Annotated in this window: 18 protein-coding genes; 5 read left to right on the top strand and 13 right to left on the bottom strand. The window is 55.0% G+C overall.

The window, feature by feature from the left end:
• Nucleotides 1-97: 97 nt before the first annotated feature.
• Entirely contained in the window at nucleotides 98-1582 is a 1485-nt protein-coding gene (locus BLW59_RS08095; protein ID WP_029543175.1) for a monomeric [FeFe] hydrogenase, read from the top strand.
• A gap of 3 nt (nucleotides 1583-1585) precedes the next feature.
• Here BLW59_RS08095 and ispF read toward each other — a convergent pair whose 3' ends face one another.
• The 13 genes from ispF to BLW59_RS08030 all read right to left on the bottom strand — a co-directional run bounded on the left by ispF (nucleotide 1586) and on the right by BLW59_RS08030 (nucleotide 15694).
• Nucleotides 1586-2062 (bottom strand): 2-C-methyl-D-erythritol 2,4-cyclodiphosphate synthase, encoded by a 477-nt coding sequence (gene ispF / locus BLW59_RS08090; protein WP_029543171.1) that lies wholly within the window; start codon nucleotides 2060-2062, stop codon nucleotides 1586-1588.
• The gene (ispD, locus tag BLW59_RS08085) at nucleotides 2063-2755 is read right to left on the bottom strand and encodes a 2-C-methyl-D-erythritol 4-phosphate cytidylyltransferase (protein WP_074697385.1); all 693 of its coding nucleotides are present in this window, start codon (nucleotides 2753-2755) and stop codon (nucleotides 2063-2065) included.
• A 58-nt stretch (nucleotides 2756-2813) separates the two neighbouring features.
• Nucleotides 2814-3971, bottom strand: a complete 1158-nt coding sequence (locus BLW59_RS08080; protein ID WP_074697384.1) for a PIN/TRAM domain-containing protein — start codon at nucleotides 3969-3971, stop codon at nucleotides 2814-2816.
• A 109-nt stretch (nucleotides 3972-4080) separates the two neighbouring features.
• Nucleotides 4081-4575: a CarD family transcriptional regulator gene (locus tag BLW59_RS08075; RefSeq protein WP_029543166.1), complete on the bottom strand. Its 495-nt coding sequence runs from the start codon at nucleotides 4573-4575 to the stop codon at nucleotides 4081-4083.
• Nucleotides 4576-4775: 200 nt separating this feature from the next.
• Nucleotides 4776-6017 (bottom strand): radical SAM protein, encoded by a 1242-nt coding sequence (locus BLW59_RS08070; protein ID WP_074697383.1) that lies wholly within the window; start codon nucleotides 6015-6017, stop codon nucleotides 4776-4778.
• A complete protein-coding gene (gene pth / locus BLW59_RS08065; protein ID WP_074697382.1) occupies nucleotides 6014-6652 on the bottom strand; it encodes an aminoacyl-tRNA hydrolase in 639 nt (212 codons plus the stop codon). The genes BLW59_RS08070 and pth overlap by 4 nt, the downstream gene beginning before the upstream one ends.
• Before the next feature lie 58 nt (nucleotides 6653-6710).
• Nucleotides 6711-7562 (bottom strand): undecaprenyl-diphosphate phosphatase, encoded by an 852-nt coding sequence (locus BLW59_RS08060; protein WP_029543160.1) that lies wholly within the window; start codon nucleotides 7560-7562, stop codon nucleotides 6711-6713.
• A gap of 185 nt (nucleotides 7563-7747) precedes the next feature.
• Nucleotides 7748-9745: a transketolase gene (gene tkt, locus BLW59_RS08055; protein ID WP_074697381.1), complete on the bottom strand. Its 1998-nt coding sequence runs from the start codon at nucleotides 9743-9745 to the stop codon at nucleotides 7748-7750.
• A 108-nt stretch (nucleotides 9746-9853) separates the two neighbouring features.
• The gene (gene aroH, locus BLW59_RS08050; protein WP_074697414.1) at nucleotides 9854-10213 is read right to left on the bottom strand and encodes a chorismate mutase; all 360 of its coding nucleotides are present in this window, start codon (nucleotides 10211-10213) and stop codon (nucleotides 9854-9856) included.
• A 32-nt stretch (nucleotides 10214-10245) separates the two neighbouring features.
• Nucleotides 10246-11856 (bottom strand): ABC1 kinase family protein, encoded by a 1611-nt coding sequence (locus BLW59_RS08045; protein ID WP_074697380.1) that lies wholly within the window; start codon nucleotides 11854-11856, stop codon nucleotides 10246-10248.
• A 41-nt stretch (nucleotides 11857-11897) separates the two neighbouring features.
• Nucleotides 11898-13520, bottom strand: coding sequence for an ABC-F family ATP-binding cassette domain-containing protein (locus BLW59_RS08040; protein ID WP_029543152.1), 1623 nt, complete (start codon nucleotides 13518-13520; stop codon nucleotides 11898-11900).
• A 48-nt stretch (nucleotides 13521-13568) separates the two neighbouring features.
• Entirely contained in the window at nucleotides 13569-14210 is a 642-nt protein-coding gene (locus BLW59_RS08035) for a glucosaminidase domain-containing protein (protein ID WP_080706056.1), read from the bottom strand.
• A 218-nt stretch (nucleotides 14211-14428) separates the two neighbouring features.
• Nucleotides 14429-15694, bottom strand: coding sequence for a hypothetical protein (locus BLW59_RS08030; protein WP_074697378.1), 1266 nt, complete (start codon nucleotides 15692-15694; stop codon nucleotides 14429-14431).
• A gap of 184 nt (nucleotides 15695-15878) precedes the next feature.
• Here BLW59_RS08030 and BLW59_RS08025 point away from each other — a divergent pair, with 184 nt between their 5' ends.
• The 4 genes from BLW59_RS08025 to BLW59_RS08010 all read left to right on the top strand — a co-directional run bounded on the left by BLW59_RS08025 (nucleotide 15879) and on the right by BLW59_RS08010 (nucleotide 18651).
• Nucleotides 15879-16559 carry a TVP38/TMEM64 family protein gene (locus tag BLW59_RS08025; RefSeq protein WP_139283604.1) on the top strand — a complete coding sequence of 227 codons (681 nt, stop codon included), beginning with the start codon at nucleotides 15879-15881 and terminating at the stop codon, nucleotides 16557-16559.
• Between the two features lie 16 nt (nucleotides 16560-16575).
• Entirely contained in the window at nucleotides 16576-17595 is a 1020-nt protein-coding gene (locus BLW59_RS08020; RefSeq protein WP_081348455.1) for a metallophosphoesterase family protein, read from the top strand.
• A 350-nt stretch (nucleotides 17596-17945) separates the two neighbouring features.
• Entirely contained in the window at nucleotides 17946-18185 is a 240-nt protein-coding gene (locus BLW59_RS08015; protein WP_074697375.1) for a hypothetical protein, read from the top strand.
• On the top strand, nucleotides 18151-18651 hold the full coding sequence (locus tag BLW59_RS08010) for a hypothetical protein (RefSeq protein WP_074697374.1): 501 nt from the start codon (nucleotides 18151-18153) through the stop codon (nucleotides 18649-18651). Before BLW59_RS08015 ends, BLW59_RS08010 begins: the two co-directional genes overlap by 35 nt.
• Nucleotides 18652-18755 lie beyond the last annotated feature (104 nt).

The raw sequence follows: 18755 nt of genomic DNA, 5'->3' as shown, positions 1-18755 counted from the left end.
ATCTTATGGCTACAGCAAATGGAGATGTGTTAAAATAAAATTATGTTGTATTTAGCAAGATGAGCATACTGTATGTATTGCATTTTAGGAGGATTTTATGGAAACCACACAGGTAGCCAATTTCCGGCGCAATGTCCTGCGCCAGATTGCCAGATATGTCTGGGATGGGACACTGGAGGAAAAGGTCTACGATATCCTGAACATCGTGAAGGAGGACACCCCCCGGGTACGCTGCTGCGTGCACAAGGAGCGGGCAGTGCTCAAGAACCGCATCCAGATGGCACTGTGGCAGGAGACTGGCATCCACATCGTAGAGGCTGCCAAGCGGGCACTTTCTGGGAATTTCGAGAAAAACCTGCCTGTCATGGATGTGCTGCCCGATGCCTGCGACGCCTGCCCCATCGACAAGTATTATGTGACTGACCTCTGCCGCCACTGCATCCAGCACAAGTGCATGGAGCATTGCCCCAAGCACGCCATCAGCATCCAGAATGGCCGGGCAGACATCGACAGGGATATCTGCATCGAGTGCGGACGCTGTGCCAAGTCCTGCCCCTACGGCGCCATCATCGAGATTACCCGCCCCTGCATCAAATCCTGCGCCCTGGATGCCATGAGCTCGGGACCGGACAAGCGCACCTTCATCCACTATGACAAATGCGTCAGCTGCGGCAACTGCCGTGAGGGCTGTCCCTTCGGCGCTTTGGACGAGCGCAGCATGATTGCCCAGATTCTCCTTGCCATCAAGGCAGGTAAAAAGGTAACAGCCATGCTGGCGCCTTCCTTTGTGGGACAGTTCGGAGCCAAAGTACAGCCGGGGCAGATCATTGCAGGCATAAAAAAAATCGGCTTTGCCGAAGTGGTGGAAGTCGCCGTAGGCGCGGATATCACCACCATTCGCGAAGCCGAAGAGTTCAAAGAAAAAGTACCGGGGAAGATTGATTTCATGACCAGCTCCTGCTGCCCTGCTTTTGTGGAGCAGGTGAAGAAGCACTTCCCGGAATTCAAGGAAAACATTTCCGAAACCGCCTCTCCCATGGTTGCCTGCGGACACTGGGTAAAGGATAAAGATCCTGAAGCCCTGACCTGCTTCATCGGTCCCTGCATTGCCAAGAAATCTGAAGCTCTCCATCACCCCGAGTGCATGGATTTCGCCATGACCTACGAGGAACTGGCCTGCATCTTCGACGGGCTGGATATCGACCTGGACAATTTGCAGGCAGAGCCTTACCAGACCACGGCCACAGCCGGCGGCATCGGCTTCCCCCTCAACCGGGGCGTACAGTCCTCCATGAAAGCCCTGCTGACCAAGCAGGATGGCAAAGCAGACACCATCATGGAGTACGCTGACGGCCTCAGGAACTGCCAGGACAAGCTGACCCTGGTGAAGCAGGGGACGCTGCCCATAGAGTACTTCGAGGGCATGGCCTGTGTAAACGGCTGTGTGGACGGTCCCGGTACTCTGGCCCAGCAAGGCCTGACCCGTGTCATGGTAACCAAATTCGCCCAGACGGCAGAAAAGAAAATCAGCGACGAAAACGAGGAAGCCGCACAGGCTGCCTCAAAAACAGGCCAGTCCTGATTTTCAGGCTTTCTCCAATCCTGCCACAGCGTAAGCAGAAATCCCCTGTTCCGTGCCGGTGAAGCCAAGCTTTTCCTCAGTAGTGGCCTTGACATTCACCTGGTCAGGCTCCACTTCCAGCACGCGGGCAATATTATCGTTCATAGTCTGAATATAATCCTTGAGCTTTGGTCTCTGGGCTACAATGGTGGCATCTACATTGCCCACCTTGTAGCCCTTTTCCTTTATCAGCTCCACCACGTGAGCCAGCAGTTTCATGCTGTCTGCCCCTTTATACTTGGGGTCGGTATCCGGGAAATGGCGGCCAATGTCTCCTAAAGCCGCCGCCCCTAAGAGAGCATCGCTGATAGCGTGAAGGAGCACATCTGCATCGGAGTGGCCCAGGAGCCCCAGGGTATGGGGCACTTCCACGCCGCCCAGGATCAGCTTCCTGCCTTCAACCAGCTTATGCACATCATAGCCCATGCCAAAACGCGTCATCTATTCTTCCTCCTTCATCTGCTGCAGAAATGCTTCTGCCGTCACCATATCCTCAGGGGTAGTGAGCTTGATATTGCGGTAGTCCCCCTCCACCACCTTGACAGGCCTGCCCAGCCTTTCCACCAGACTGGCATCATCTGTGCCCAGGAACCCCTCCGCTTCAGCTCTGTCGTTAGCCTCCAGCAGTATGTCCTTCCTGAATCCCTGGGGAGTCTGCACAGCCCAGAGGGACTTGCGGGGCGGGGTGCTGACCACCATTCCGTTATCATCTACGATTTTCACCGTGTTCTTCTCCGGCACGGCAGCAATGGCACCGCCGAACTCCTTCGCACCCTCTATAACACGTCTGATGACCTCAGCGGTAATCAGGGGGCGGGCCGCATCATGCACCAGCACCAGACCTGCCTCCTCAGACACGCAGTTCAGGCCGTTCCTGATGGAATACTGCCGCTCTGTGCTGCCTTCCACCAGCTGCCAGGGCTTCAAGCCCCTGGTCCCTTCCAGGATAGCCCTCACTTCCTCCATCTCCTGACGGCCAGTAACCACAATCAGCTCCCTCACCTCGTCCAGGCGGGAAAAACTCTCCAGCGTGCGCAGGAGAATAGGCTTGCCGCCAAGTTCCAGCAACACCTTGTTCTTGCCCGCCTTCATGCGGGAGCCCTGTCCCGCAGCGGGAAAAATCACACTTACCATAGTAACTCCTTAAAAAGGGGCTGTCCCATGGACAGCCCCTAACTAACCTTGAGAAAAATCAATGTTTAGGTTTGGCAAAAATCATGCGGCCTGCCGCCGTCTGAAGGGCAGAAGTGACCTCCACTTCCAAAGTCTCACCTATATGCCGCTGGCCATTTTCCACCACAATCATGGTGCCATCATCCAGGTAGGCCACTCCCTGGCCCTGCTCCTTGCCGGATTTCACGATGGAGACCACCATCGTCTCCCCGGGAATGACCACGGGCTTCACGGCATTGGAGAGCTCGTTGATATTGAGCACCTCCACGCCTCTGAGCTGGGCTACCTTGTTCAGGTTGAAGTCGTTGGTGATGATCTTGCCGCCCACTTCCTGCCCCAGACGCACCAGCTTGGAGTCCACCTCTGTGATGTCATCATAGTCCACATTGGTGACCTCTACCTTGAGCTTCTTGGACTCGCCGCGAATCTTGGCCAGGATATCCAATCCCCGGCGTCCCCGCACCCGCTTGAGCTGGTCAGCGGAATCGGCAATATGCTGCAGTTCCTCCAGCACAAACACGGGAATCAGCAGCGTTCCTTCAATGAAGCCGGTTTCACAGATATCGGCAATGCGGCCGTCAATGATGACAGAGGTGTCAAGGAGCTTGTAATCCTTGCCCGCTGGCAGCTCTGCCGACACTGCTGCAGGCTTGGCAGCATTTTGCTTGGCCTCCCGGTTCTTGGCCAGCTCCTTCAAGAGCTTGGGGAAGAAGTCGAAAAGCCCCGCCAGTTCCTGACGCTTTTTGATGGTGATATGGATGCCAAGATAGCCCAGCACAATGCTGAAGATTACCGGGATATAATCACCGATAAGGGGAATCTTGGCAAAGGAATAACCTAGGAGATTAGCAATAATGAGTCCGATAGAAAGTCCCACAGCCCCGGCAATCACATCGTGGATGGGCATCTTGCTAAGCTGCTGCTCCACCCAGGTAGAAAACCTTTTGAGCTGCCGGATAAGGTACGGAGAGAACAGGAAACCTATGATGCCGCCCAGAATAGCACCTGTGAGCAGGCACAGGAGACTTGCCAGCGTCAGCTTGAAGATTCCCAAGTCAGTCTTCAGTACCTCTGTGCTTAGAAAGTCCGTCAGAACGGGAGCCAAAAGATGAAACAGCGCCCCGCCTGCTATAGCCAGGAAAGACACAATGAAGAACCTGAGTACCCTGTCTAGCATCTTCTCACCTCCTTTCAGTGAGGAATTGATGAATCCATCTAAAAATGAGAAAAAGTCAGACAGACCATCTCTATAAGTATAGCAGGTCTGTCTGACTTTGTCCAAAGATTCAATGCGTGTAGACGTTCTTATCCAAGATGTCGTCCACCCAGCCCTCTACTTCATCTGGTGTCTTGTCACAAGCATAAACGAGTTCGCTGATGAGGATTTGCCTGGCTAGATCCATCAGGCGGCGTTCGCCGCTTGATACTTTGCGCTGGCGGTCTTGCAGTATGAGGTTGCGTGCCACTGCGGCCACATCACAGATATTGCCGGTTTTCATGCGGTCGAGGTTCGCGTGGAAACGTCTGTTCCAGCTGCCTGAGGCCTTTTCCGGCTTGTCCTCCAGCACGTCTTTGACCTCACCTACCTTATCCTCTGAAATAATGTCTCGCAGACCGATGTTGTCCACATTATCGGTTGGAATCATCACTTTCATGTTGCCTAATGGCATTTGGAGGACATAATAAGATTTTCCTTCGCCGAGGACTTCGCAATTCTCAATGCCTGCAATAACCCCCGCGCCGTGCATCGGGTAGACCACCTTGTCACCTACATGCAACAAACAACCACCTCCCCGAAAAGCAGTTCATCGCTAGCCTGTTTACATTATAACACACGCTTTCCAAAAAAGCAAAATAATAAAAATATTTTATTTTAACACGCAGTATTAACTTCGTCAACCTGTGCACATAATGAAAGCAGGCGCACGCCGCCTCTAAAAGGCAGCTGTGCGCCTGCTTTCATATTTCATGATAACCTGTCTTAACCTTCCACGTAATGACTGAAGCTGCCAATAACCAGCTGGGGGAACTCGGCTTTGAGGGTTTCCAGGAATTTCCTGGTACCCACAGCCTTGCCTTTGGCCTCAGGCATGATAGCCAGGAAAGCGTCCGGGTCTATGTTGAGGTTCCTCACCTGTATCATCTGCACTGGCAGCTCACGGAAGAACTCCTGCCAGGCGGCCAGTTCCTCTTCCCTGTCGTTGTAGCCGGGGAAATAAAGGAGATTCAGGGAGACATAGACCCCCTTCTCCAGAGCGTAGGCAATGGACTCCTTGACATTTTCCAAATGATAGCTGGCCCGATAATAGGCATCGTAGCCCTCGGGGCGGGCACTGATGATGGAGACCCTCAGGCTGTCGAGACCCGCATCAATGATCTTCTTCACGCCTTCAGTCCAGCCCACGTTGGAATTCATATTGATCTGGCCTTTGCTGGTCTTGGCGCGAATCAGCTTGATGCCTGCAGCGATATTATCTGCTGCCAGGCTGGGCTCTCCCTCACAGCCCTGGCCGAAGCTGATGATGCCGTCCGGGGCCACTGTCAGGTGGTAGATGCCTACCTCTGCTATCTCCTCCGGTGTAGGCCGGAAGGTGATGCGGCTCTGGGGAGAAGGGCAGCACTCTGCAGGCTGCAGGGAAATGCAGCCAAAGCAGTTGGCATTGCACACAGGGGAGGTGGGAATACCACACTCCCAGCGACGGTAGAAAAGATTCTGAGCGGTGCAGCAGTGCCAGTTGAGAGAGCACCCTGCCACCTGCTCTACAATGCGGTTGTTTGGCAAATCCTTTTTGGTGCGCTTCACCAGCTTCTTAAGCTCTGCCGTATTATAGTGTACCGGGTCCCACTTGTCATTTTCGTCGGTGTAGAGGGCGGCACAGTAAAGCTCATCCTTATACACCACCACCGCCGTATAGCCGTACAGGGGCAGGCGCTCTGCCTCCTCCTCCCGCTCATAGGCGGGCAGGAAAAGGCGGGTGTAGCCGGCAGGCAGGATGGCAGACACTGCCTGTCCCGCAATGGGCAGCACCTCCCCCTCAGCCGTCATGCCCACGGCCTGATGGCCGGGCAGGAGCATCAGGTCTGCACTCTCCGGCAGGGGTATCAAATCCTCAGGCTTCAGTTCCACATTAGTGCTGCCAGTGCGCCCCATGCCCCTCAATCCCGGTGCATCCAGGATATTTCCTTCCTCGTCAGCGTACACCGCCGTGATGATATCGCTCATGCTGCTCCTCCTTCCTGTGCTTCCTTGCTTTCCTGCTTCTCCAGCTCAGCCTTTTGCTTCTGCTTCTTCACCTTCTTGGGATTGTAAAGGTTCATGGCCTTGTCAGTATCCTCTGTAACTATGCACTCCACCGCAGGCAGCAGGTACTGGATAGCTTCCTTGATCTTCGGCACATCTTCCTCCTGGAAAGGCGCCAGCACATGGTTTATCACCGTCCAGCCAGGCAGGGGCCTGCCGATGCCAATCCTCACCCGGCTGAAATTCTCATCACCCACATGGGCAAGTACAGACTTGATGCCATTGTGTCCCCCGGCGCTACCCTTCTTGCGGATGCGGATGGTACCCGCGGGGATATCCATATCGTCGTGTGCCACAATAAGCTGCTCCGGCATGAGCTTGTACCAGTTCATCAAGGGCCCTACTGCCCTGCCGCTTTCATTCATATAGGTCTGGGGCTTTACCAGCAGGATTTTCTCCGTACCCATGCGCCCCTCGGCAATCAGGGCATCAAACTTTGACTGCCAATCGGTAATGCCCATTTTTTCTGCCAGGGCATCCAACAGCATGAAGCCCACATTATGCTTGGTCTGGGCATACTCCCGGCCGGGATTGCCAAGGCCTACGATAACTTTCATGATTTCCTCCTAAACAAACTGACAGTTGAAGGATATACCCCCAACTGTCAAAAACACATCAAATATTGTCTGCGGTAGGATCCCCCACCAGGAACAGGTACGCCAGCACTACAATGCCAAGGGCAATGCGGTACCAGCCAAAGGCCTTGAAGTCATTGGTCTTGATATACTGGAGCAGGAACTTGATGGAAGCGATAGACACCACGAAGGCCGTGGCCATGCCCAGCACCAGGATCAGCATTTCTGCACCGGTATAGTGAAAGCCGAACTTCACCAGCTTCAGGAAGCTGGCCCCGAACATCACGGGAATGGCCAGGAAGAAAGTGAACTCCGTGGCCACATAGCGGCTGGTACCAAAGAGGATGCCGCCGATGATGGTGGAACCGCTACGGCTGGTGCCCGGCACCAGGGAAAGCACCTGGAACATGCCGATGATCAGCGCCGTCTTGTAATCAAGGCGTTCCAGCCTGTTCACCCGGGGACGGCGGCGCTTGTTGTAATTCTCGATGACAATGAAGAGCACGCCGTAGAAGATCAGGGTAAAGGCCACCACAGGGGCATTCATGAAATGCTCTTCCATGTAGTCATTGAAAGCCAGGCCGATGACAGCGGCGGGCACGCAGGCCACAACCACCTTCATCCACAGGTCGATGGTCTCACGCTTCTCCTGCCTGGTCTTCCAGGAAGAAAAGGGATTCAGCCGTTCAAAGTTCAGCACCACTACCGCCAGGATTGCCCCCAGCTGGATCACCACCAGGAACATATCCATGAACTTCTTATCCACATCCAGCTTGATGAACTCATCCACCAGGATCATGTGGCCCGTGCTGGACACCGGCAGCCACTCCGTCAGGCCCTCCACGACGCCGAGGATGACTACCTTGACAAGCTCTATGATACTTAAATCCAAAGTCTAACTCCTCCTAAATAAGTTGCTTACAAAAAACTTTTTCCATTATAACGCAACTGTTCAAATTTTGCTATAGGCAAAATATACCTAATGGCGTTTCAACAAGAAGATTTTCTTTGTCATAACGTAGTTAAAAAAAGCCCCGAAGCTATAAAGCCTCGGAGCCTTGAGTATTAATCTTTATCTTACTTCTTCAATACTTCCTTCATCACATCAGCCACATGCTCCTTGGTGAAGCCGAACTTCTCGAAGAGCAGGTTAGCAGGAGCGGAAGCGCCGAAGCCGTGCATGCAGACAGTAGCGCCGTCCAGGCCTACATAGCGGCCCCAGCCGAAGTCGGAGAGAGCCTCCACGGCCACGCGGGCGCGCACAGCCTTGGGCAGGATTTCCTCCTTGTAGCTGGGAGTCTGCTGCTCGAAGAGATCCATGCAGGGCATGGAAACCACGCGGACGTCGATGTTGTCCTTGGCAAGCTCTGCCTGAGCATCGATGGCCAGGCTGACCTCGGAGCCGGTAGCGATGAGGATGCCGTCCATCTTCTCGGGGTTCTTGGCCTCGGAAATGACGTAAGCGCCGCGGAGAGCTGCCTTGCCGGAGCCAGCCAGCTGGGGCAGGTTCTGACGGGTCAGCACCAGAGCCGTGGGAGTGCTCTCGGCGGTGACAGCCAGGCACCAGCCGGCAGCAGTCTCAGCCATGTCAGCGGGACGGAACACATTCACGTTGGGCAGGGAGCGCAACATAGCCAGCTGCTCGATGGGCTCATGAGTGGGGCCATCCTCGCCTACGCCGATGCTGTCGTGAGTGAAGACATAGGTCACAGGGATGTTCATCAGAGCTGCCAGGCGCATCATGGGCTTGGTGTAATCGCTGAACACGAAGAAGGTGCCGATATAGGTGCGCAGGCCGCCGTGGAGGGTGATGCCGTTGGCAATGGCTGCCATGGCGAACTCACGTACGCCGTAATGGAGGTTGCGGCCCTCATAGCTGCCCTTGGCAAAGTCGCCAGCGCCCTTCATGTCAGTCTTGTTGGAGGGAGCCAGGTCAGCGCTGCCGCCAATGAGGTTGGGCAGCAGGTCCTTCAGGCGGTTGATCATGGTGCCGGAGCAAGCGCGGGTAGCCACCGGCTTGTCTTCCACAGCCCAGAAATCCTTATCGTTCAGCAGGGACATAGCATCCACCGGTGCATGGAACTTATCCCAAAGCTCCTTCATCTCGGGGAACTTGGCGCAGTAGTCAGCGAAGAGCTTGTTCCAGGCAGCCTCAGCCTCCTCGCCCTTCTTGGCCACTTCCTTGTAGTGGTCATAGACCTCCTGAGGAATGTTGAAGGTCTTGTCCGGCTCAGGCCAGCCAAGAGTTTCCTTCAGAGCCTTCACGTTCTCATCGCCAAGGGGCTCGCCGTGAGCGCTGGCCTTGCCCTGCTTGGCGGGGCAGCCATAGCCGATCTGGGTCTTCACGGTAATGAAGGAAGGATGCTCCTTGTCAGCCTTGGCCTCCTCGATGGCCTTACCGATGGCCTCAAGGTCATTGCCGTCTTCCACAGTGATGGTCTGGAAGCCGAAAGCAGCCATGCGTGCCTGGACATTCTCAGTGAAGGCGATATCCGTGGAACCCTCGATGGAGATGTTGTTGCTATCATAAAGCACAATCAGCTTGGACAGGCCCAGGGTGCCAGCCAGGGAGAAAGCCTCGGAGGAGATGCCCTCCATCATGCAGCCGTCGCCGCCCAGCACGAAGGTGTAGTGGTCAACCACTGGGAAGCCGGGCTTGTTGAACTTGGCAGACAGATGTGCCTCAGCCATAGCCATGCCCACAGCCATTCCCATACCAGCCCCCAGAGGACCGGTGGTAGCTTCAACGCCTACGGTATGGCCATACTCGGGATGGCCAGGAGTCAAAGAGCCGTCCTGACGGAAGTTGCGCATATCCTCCATGGTGAGGCCGTAGCCGAAGAAATGCAGCAGGGAGTAGAGCAGCGTGGAGCCATGGCCGCCAGACAGGATGAAACGGTCACGATTGGCCCACTTGGGGTTCTTGCCGTTATGATTCATGTGCTTTGCCCACAGCTCATAAGCCATGGCAGCGCTGCCCAAAGGCAGGCCCGGGTGACCGGAATTTGCCCTCTGCACAGCATCAGCTGCCAGCACACGGATTGCATTGACGCAGGTGGTGTCGAGATTAGCCAAGGTAAATCTCCTCCTAAAACTAAAAATACTTAAAAGATAGAATATTATACATATCAATCTCAGAGGGGTGTCCCCCTCCGAGTATCAATATCAAAAAACTTTTTACGCTTATTTCGCCAGATCAGGACGCAGGGCTGCTGCGTCTTCCTGATAAACATGGCAGAGCTCTTGCTGACCCTTGTCAGTGTCTATGAGCAGGAGCACCCTGATGCACCTTGGGAGGCTGCCCTCAATGGCACACTGGCGTGCATCAAAGAGCGGCACCAGGTCAAAGCCCGGCAGGCTCCGCACCCCCGTAGAAGGGAATGCCGCCGTCAGATCTTCCGTCATGGAGAAGATAGCCGCCCCGATAGCCTCCGCAGAAATATCATTCTTCTTCAGGAGTTCCTCCATCAGGACTTTGGCGGCATGCCAGATTGCTTCCTTGTCATCAGCAGGAGCAGTTGTCGCTCCTCGCAGGCCACGCATTGCCATGGCCTCACCTTCCCTTCCATACTTATTTACAGCCCCTTGCTGCCTTTGTGGATATCCCAGATCAGCCTGAGACTCAGGATGAAGGCCAGGAAATAGCCAGCCAGCCCCAGGAGAGGTATCTCCATTATCTTAGGCGTCATATTGGTAGTGCAGATGGTGCTGGAGGCCAGAAGGATAGCTGCACAGAGCAGGGCCAGGATCAGCTTGTTGATCATCTGGTCCAGCCGCCTGAGAGGCTCCTCTGAACCAGTCACATCAAGGTTCACCTTGGTCTGTCCGCTCATGGTCATCTTTAGGATATCCGAGATCTGCTCCGGCAGCTGCACGGATTTTTGCAGAAGCTGCAGCCCCTGCCGCTTCGCCTTGTCAAATTCATCATGCCAGTTGAAATTCTTCTTGAAATCCACCGCCAGGCTCTTGGCGAAGATCTCCACAAAGCTCACCTTGGGGCAGCAAAGCCGCATGACTCCCTCGATGGTCAGCACCCCCCGGGCAAACATGGCCAGCCCCTGAGGACAGGCCAGATGATGCACCCGCAGGATATTGATGATCTGCCGTGTCAGCACACCCATCTGCAGGGAGCTGAAATCAAGGCTGCTGTACTGCCCCAGCAGGGCATCAATGTCCTGATAGAGAGCAGTGTGGTTGATGCGCCCCTTGGCCACCCCCAGCTGCAGGACAGCCTCCTTCATCTCGAAGGTATCGTGGCGGGCCAAGGCTATGACGGCCTTGCGGATGGCCAGCCTGTCCTTGGTGGAAAGACGGCCCATCATGCCCAGATCCAGCCACACTATGCGGCTGTTGCGTATCCAGATATTTCCCGGGTGCGGGTCGGCGTGGAAGTACCCGTCTTCAATGATCTGCTTGACGTAATTCTCCCCCAGCCTGCGGCCCAGGATGCTCACATCATAACCCCGGGCCTTCAGCCCTTCCAGGTCATCCATGCAGATGCCTTCCACGAATTCCATCACCAGGATATGCTGGGTGGAAAGATTCTTGTAGACCTTGGGGCAGGAAATATACTCATTGTCGCTGTTCAAATGAGTGAATTCTTCTATGTGGGAAGCTTCCATGAGGAAATCCATTTCCTGCTGGGCAATGAGCCACATCTCATCCAGCACCTGGCCGAAGTCCACCACTTCCTGGGCACCGCTGATGACCTTCACCAGGGTAGCAGCCCGCTTCAGCAGCACAATGTCCTGGCTCATGATTTCATAGATGCCGGGACGCTGTACCTTGATGGCTACCTTTTCGCCGCTCACCAGAGTTCCGCGATGAACCTGGGCAATGCTGGCAGACCCCAGAGCCTTTTCGTCAATGTAGCTGAAGACCTTCTGCCAGCGGCAGTTGTATTCCTGCTCTATGACTTCGGCAATGGTTTCAAAAGGCAAAGGCAGCGCCTCTGTCTGGAGCTTCATGAGCTCCTCGCAGTATTCGGGAGGCAGGAAGTCGGGACGCATGCTCATGACCTGGCCCAGCTTCACAAAAGTGGGCCCCAGATCCTCCAGCACTGCCCGCAGCTTCTCGGGGGTCATGCCCCCCATGACTTCCCGCTTGCGCAGGACGTTCACCATTTCCTTGAGGCGCGTCGTGGTACTGGTATCCTCTACACGCCCCTGGAAAAATCTCTTGAGCATTGCCACGCCTCCGGTTCTTAGAAAATTTAGCTGCTAAAGTCTTACTTCTTGCCGTATTTCTCTGCCAGCTGCTGCTTCACCGTTTCATTGGCAAGGAACTCGTCATAAGTGGTGACGCGGTCCACCACCCCATCGGGAGTGATGTCGATGATGCGGTTGGCAATGGTCTGGACGAACTGATGGTCGTGGGACACGAAGAGCTCAGTGCCCTTGAAGTCCATGAGGCCGTTGTTGAGGGCCGTGATGGATTCCAGATCCAGATGGTTGGTAGGCTCGTCCAAGAGCAGCACATTGGCACCGGAGAGCATCATGCGGGACAGCATGCAGCGCACCCGCTCGCCGCCAGAGAGCACCTGCGCCTTCTTCTGGCTTTCCTCGCCGGAGAAAAGCATACGGCCCAGGAAGCCGCGGACGAAGGTCTCATCCGGGTCCTTGCTGTACTGGCGCAGCCAGTCCACCAGGTTCAGGTCGATATCGTCAAAGTAAGCGGAGTTGTCAGCAGGCAGATATGCCTGGGTGGTGGTGATACCCCACTTGAAGGAACCCTCGTCCGGCTCCTCCTCACCCATGAGAATCTTGAAGAGCATGGTCTTGCCGATGCTGTTGGGGCCCACAAAGGCCACCTTGTCGCCACGCTTCAGGGTGAAGCTCACGTTCTTCAGCACCTGCTCCCCATCCACAGTCTTGGAAATGCCCTCCACCGTCAGCAGCTGGTCGCCAGCCTCACGATCGGGAGTGAAGGCAATGTAGGGATAGCGGCGGGAGGACGGCTTGATGTCGTCCAGGGTGATCTTGTCCAGCATCTTCTTGCGGGAAGTAGCCTGCTTGGACTTGGCAGCGTTGGCTGCAAACCGCTGGATAAAGGTCTGCAGCTCCTTGATCTTCTCTTCCTTCTTCTTGTTGGCATCCTTGGCCATCTGCAGAGCCAGCTGGCTGGACTCATACCAGAAGTCGTAGTTGCCGGCATACTGCTTGATTTCCCCGAAGTCCACATCACAGATATAGGTGCAGACCTGGTTCAGGAAATGACGGTCATGGGAAACCACGATGACCGTGTTCTCAAAGCCAGCCAGGAAGTCCTCCAGCCAGTTGATGGACTCCACATCCAGGTGGTTGGTAGGCTCGTCCAGCAGCAGGATATCGGGATTGCCGAAGAGAGCCTGGGCCAGCAGCACACGCACCTTCTCCTTGGCAGTGAGCTCTGCCATCTGCATGGTGTGCTCATTCTCGGGAATACCCAGACCGTTCAGCAGGCGGGCAGCCTCGGACTCGGCATCCCAGCCGTTCATCTCCGCGAACTCGGCTTCCAGCTCGGACGCCTTCATACCGTCCTCATCGGAGAAATCCGGCTTGGCATAGAGGGCATCCTTCTCGTCCATGATTTCCACCAGACGCTTGTTGCCCATCATGACCGTGCGCAGCACCTCAAATTCATCAAAGGCATAATGGTCCTGCTTCAGCACAGACAGGCGCTCACCCGGAGTAATCTCGATGTTGCCGCCAGTGGGCTCGATGTCACCGGAGAGAAGCTTCAGGAAGGTGGACTTGCCCGCACCGTTGGCACCGATGATGCCATAGCAGTTGCCCGGAGTGAACTTCAGGTTCACATCTTTGTAAAGCACGCGCTTGCCGAACTGCAGACTCACATTGTTGGTTGTAATCATTGGCTGTTATTCATCCTTTTCTTTATCTACACCCATAGGGGCTGAAATTTACTTGCGCAGCATGTCCTTGAACATGGAGAGAATGCTCTGGCCGTAAGAATAGCCAGGGACTGCCCAGCGGCCGTTCAAATCTTCCCAACGGCCCAGAGTACGCTTGCCATAGGAGGAACGCACCAGCTGGTAACGGGGATCCACCACCGCTTCCACGGGCTTCCTGGTAGAGGCATAAGCGAGCAGATGCTGGATATGGGCACGCACGCCCAGCTGGGAGGAAGGGAAGTAGGCCCCCTTCACTTCGGCGCTGGTAGTGCCCAGACCGCAATAGTTGTTCTGGTCAGCAGTTACCGTGCCGCCATAGCGGAAAAAGCCGGTTTCCTTCAGTGCCTGGGCAAAAGCCACATCGGGGCGCACACCCTCACGGGCTCCCTCTTCGTAATAGTACGAAACCAGCGTTTCGGGAGAAACAGAAATTGCCGGGCGGGGATTCACGCTCAGAAGGTAATTCACGCACTGCTGCTGGCTGGCCAGCGGCGTGCCCAGAATCTCATCGTCATCAGCAGAAAGCGTCTGCCGCACATTGAAGCTTTCCTGCTGTGCCTTTTTTTCCTTCTCATTCTGCTCCAGAATGGCGTGGATGCGGGCCTGAAAATCCCCACGGCTGGTGGCGTCCTGCACCTTCCTGTCCGTCATGCTTTTCACATCACTTGCAATTTGCCTGTTCAGCACCTTCGTCTCCCCAGGGCTGCTGTGATGACGGGCAGAAACCTCGGAAGCAGGGGCAGAAACTGCCAGAACTCCCAGCAGTGAACAAGCAATGGCTTTACCGTACCAAAACGAAACTTTCACGAAAAGAACACTCCCTAAAAACTTTACCTTGAACTTGCGGAAAAATATATTTCTCTCTTGAATCAGAGATATATAACCAGAAAATATATGGCAAAGAGAATCGCCAGACCTGTTTCAGCAGGACACAATTCCCTGCTCCTGCCTGCGGCAGCAAAGAGCAGCGCACGGGCAATCAGCCCCGCTCCCACTCCGGCCGACACGTTGAAGGAAACCGCCATGATCACAGCAGCTGTGAGTCCCGGCAGGAACTCTTCAAAAGCCAGGCGGTGAGGGCTGAAATCCTCCAGCTGCCGCCAGATGAGCAACACCCCTGGCAGGACCAGAAGCGGCACCGTCATGGCAGGAAAGCTTGACAGCTCTGCTATAACCGGCCCCATGAACCAAATAGCAGCCAGCGCCAACAAGGCAAAAGCCGCCGTTCTGCCTCTCCTGCCGCCTGACTCCCAGCCTGCGGCTGAAAGCGGTGAAAGAGAAAGGGGCAGGCACCCCAGAAATGCTCCTATCAGGCTAAAGCCAGCCAGTCCTCTGAGGACAGGCCGCAGATTTCCTTCCTCCCTTGGCATTCCCTGCCATAGGCACCAGGATTCCGAGCTCACTGCCAGCAGCATGACCAGCCCCATGAGAAAGAAGTCCAACGTATGTGCCCCGGCCCAATCGCCGCCAAAGGCAGCCTGCCCCAGGACCTTTTCCAGCCCCTCAGGCAAAAGCCCCGGAGCGGCAGGGAGAATCCAGAAGCCTTCCATAAGGGTCAGTCCCGCAATGAGTAGAAAGACCGCCCCCAGCGCCCAGTCAAACCTGGCCGCCAGCAGCACCGCACCCACTATCAGCCCCATGAAACTCCACCAGGCCAGCGGATCCTGAAGATTTCCCAGCATCACAGCCGACCAGGGAGAGGCAATGAGCAAGCGCCCCTGCACCAGCCCCTGCATGATGAGCATCAGGCCCAGTCCTGTAACCAGCGACTTCCTAAGCCACACAGGAACAGCAGAAAACAGCCTTGGCCCTTGGGCAAAGCTGAACAGGACAACACCTGCACAGGAAACCAGCGCCGAAAGTCCCAGCACTTCCTGCCAGCTGCAGCCCCTGGAGATGATCACAACATAGGCCAGCCAGGCAACCATAGGCACCGAGGGCATGGCTATGAGGGGCAGCCCCTTGTAGGCCAGCCAGGCAGACGCCGCAATGCTCACGGCTCCCATGGACATAAAAGCTGCCGTGAAGTCCATGCCCGCCTGGAAAAGCAGGCCCGGCACTGTAATAAGGCTCGTAAGCAGAGCCGCGGCCATGGTCAGGCCAGCAGACAATTCCCTGCCCTTTACCTGCTTCACCCTCGATCATTCTCCTCAAAATTCTCTTTCCTGCATACACACCCTAATATAATACCACAGCCCGGACAAAATTGACAGCACCCCTGCCCTTTTTTCAGCTAGATGTCGACAAAATCTGAGCAACAGCGTTATAATTAAGCCAGCAAATTTATTAGGAGGAATGGCTTTGGCTATCAAGAAATCCATGGGGTGGGTGAAGTTTGCCGCCCTCTTTGCCATCATCATTCAATTCGCCGCCATCCATCTGGCTGACCCGGAGTTTTTGCCCAACCTTTTGGCTCTGCTGGGCCGGGGCGATATACAGGAGACAGCTGAATATATCCAATCCTTCGGCACCTGGGCCGTTTTCTTCGCCTTTTGGCTCACCCTCTGCGTCAATGCCATCGGCTTTCCTCCCGCCATCATCTTCTCCACTGCCAACACCCTGATTTTCGGCATCATCCCCGGCATTGTGCTGTCCTGCGTGGCAGAGACCGTGGGGGTCACCATCAGCTTCCTCTTGCTGCGCTTCTTCTTCCGGGAAAGTGCCGAGAAAATCATCCAGAAGCACAAATCCCTCTCAAATATCGACAAGTACAGCGGGGAGCGGGGCTTCGTGGTCATGCTGATTGCCCGCATGGTGCCTTACCTGCCCTCAGCCCTCCTGAATGCCGTAGGCGCCCTGTCTGCCATTTCCCTGCGCGACTATGTGATAGCTTCTTTTATCGGCAAATTCCCCTCCACAGGCATCGAGGCCATCATCGGACACGACACCATCACAGCTCAGGAGGACCCCACCAGACTGATTCTGGTGATCATCGCCGCTGTAGTTCTGATTGCAGGCGCCTGGATTTACGAACGAAAAGCAACCAAGGTGCAAAACTAAGGAAGAAGGCTTTCTTATGACTCGCAGAACATTTTTGCAAAAAACAGGACAGGTTATGCTCTCCCTGGGCCTTCTCCCCCTGTTGCCCCACAGCTGGCAAAGGGCTATGGCCAGCCCCATGGATACCCCCGTGCCAGGAGCCTACTTTCCCCCGGGTACCAAGCCTCCTGCTACGGCTTCTTTCAAAGCCCTGATCTTCACTGACTCCCAATGCACAAACGCCTCCTATGAGGTATGGCGGGACACTTTGGCTGCCGGCTGGGGCCGCTGTCCCGAAGCGGCCTTCTTTGCTGACTTGGGTGATCTGGCAGACAATGGCGAAGCCGAATGGCAGTGGGAAGGTTTTCTCTCTGCTATGGCGCCCTATGCAAACCACCCCTTCGTCCCCATCATGGGCAATCATGAATGCTACGGCTTGGACTGGAAAAACTGCCTGCCCAGGAAGTATCTCAGCACCTTCACCTTCCCCGGCAATGGCACAGCCACCTTCCACGGCTATTTCTACAGCTTCACTTACGGTCCCGTGGAATTCATCGTGCTGAACACCCAGATGCTGGAACTGGACGGCTTCTTCGGCAAAGACCACCTGCTGAATGCCCAGCTGAACTGGCTGAAAGAGCGCGAAAAAAAAGACCTGCCCTGGCGGGTGGTACTCATGCACAAGGACGTACTGGCCTACGATGAATACCAGCCGGGGCAGGACAGCGCCTACGGCTTCAGCGATGCAGGCCGCGCCCTGCTGCCCGCCCTTGAAGAGGTCGGCGCTGACCTTATCCTCACGGGCCACATGCACACCTACCGCCGCCGGGGGCCGCTGTCAAACTTCCAGACCTCAGACAAAGGCCCCGTCTGCATCATGAGCGGCCCTGCCGGCGACCAGCAATACCAGGTGCCTGCCGACCCGCTTGATATAGCTGCCATCTCACAGCCTACGGAACCAAATTATCTGGTTCTGTCAGTCACCCCGGAAAAGCTGTCAGTGGAATGCTTCACCGTAAGCGGCCAAAAGGTGGACAGCATAACCCTGGAAAAGTAAAACGTACAAGAGCAGTGAGCTTTCCCTTGCGGAATTGCTCACTGCTCTTTTTTAAGAACATATTATACTCTGAAAGTCTGTAAGGATCAGTTACGCGATCTTTATTTGGTAAAAGTTGTAAAGTGCTGTAAATTTACACTGAGATACTTTACTACCTATCATCAAACTACCTCCATAATACTATAAATGTAAATTAGAAAACTCAAAGCCATTTATTTGCCAGCCTCGAGCCATGGCATAATATTCAATGTGCCCCCACAATTTGTAGCAAAAGCTGTTGCGAATGAGTAGCCCCCATCTCAGTTTGATGTTTCACATGTACAATAGTACTTGGAAAGAAGGTGAACATCATGCTGAGATTGCCTAAAGACGGCTCCCACGCTGCTTATAAGCAGCTCCTCTCCCAACGCATTCACAACAGCCACCTCAAGCGGTTCGACAAGAAGAAGCGCAAGCTGGCAGCCAGGCTCCTGGCTCTTGATCTTTCACCCATTGACGAAATCATGCGCCCCTTTCTACTCAGAGGAAGGTCGTCCTGCATGGCTCCCTTCCTCGATGCTGCGTTCCTACTTGCTTTCCATCTGCCTTAAGTCTACTTCCCTCGTTGACTGGGCCGAGCATCTGCGGTCCGATGAGTCTCTGGCCATACTTTCGGGCTTTTCACCCGACCATACACCTTCCTTCGCCTCTTTTTATGACTTCTTCCACCGCTTATGGCCAGGCTGCAACAATTTCTCGCCTCACCTGCGCTATCGCAGGAAGAAACCGCCTAAAGGTAAAGGCAATGGTGAAAAGTCTCCGTCCTTCGACAAAGATTATGCTGCCACCATCATCAAATATTTCGATGGGCATGGTGCCGGAGTCATCCTCAAGAGCAAGCTTTCTATCATCGGTAAAATCTTCAGCCGTATCTTCTTGGCTGGCTCAATGCACAAAGGTCTTCTGAATACCAAGAAGTTGGTTCTGGCTGGTGACGGCACTCCCGTTGTGGTCTCAAACCGTGAGCGCAGCCACTCGACCTGTGACTGCCATAAGCAGGGCATCGACAAGTGCTGACACAAGCGCTGGTTCTCCCAGCCCGATGCCAATTGGGGCTGGGATTCGTCCAGAAATTTCTTCTACTACGGCTTTTTGCGACCCTCCACGAGGTTTGCCTCAAT

Origin of the sequence: Selenomonas sp. KH1T6 (assembly GCF_900108415.1) — a bacterium.
GTDB lineage: Bacteria > Bacillota > Negativicutes > Selenomonadales > Selenomonadaceae > Selenomonas_B > Selenomonas_B ruminantium_A.
The sequence above is the reverse complement of the archived record's forward strand: the minus strand, read 5'-3'. Positions and strand labels throughout refer to the sequence as shown.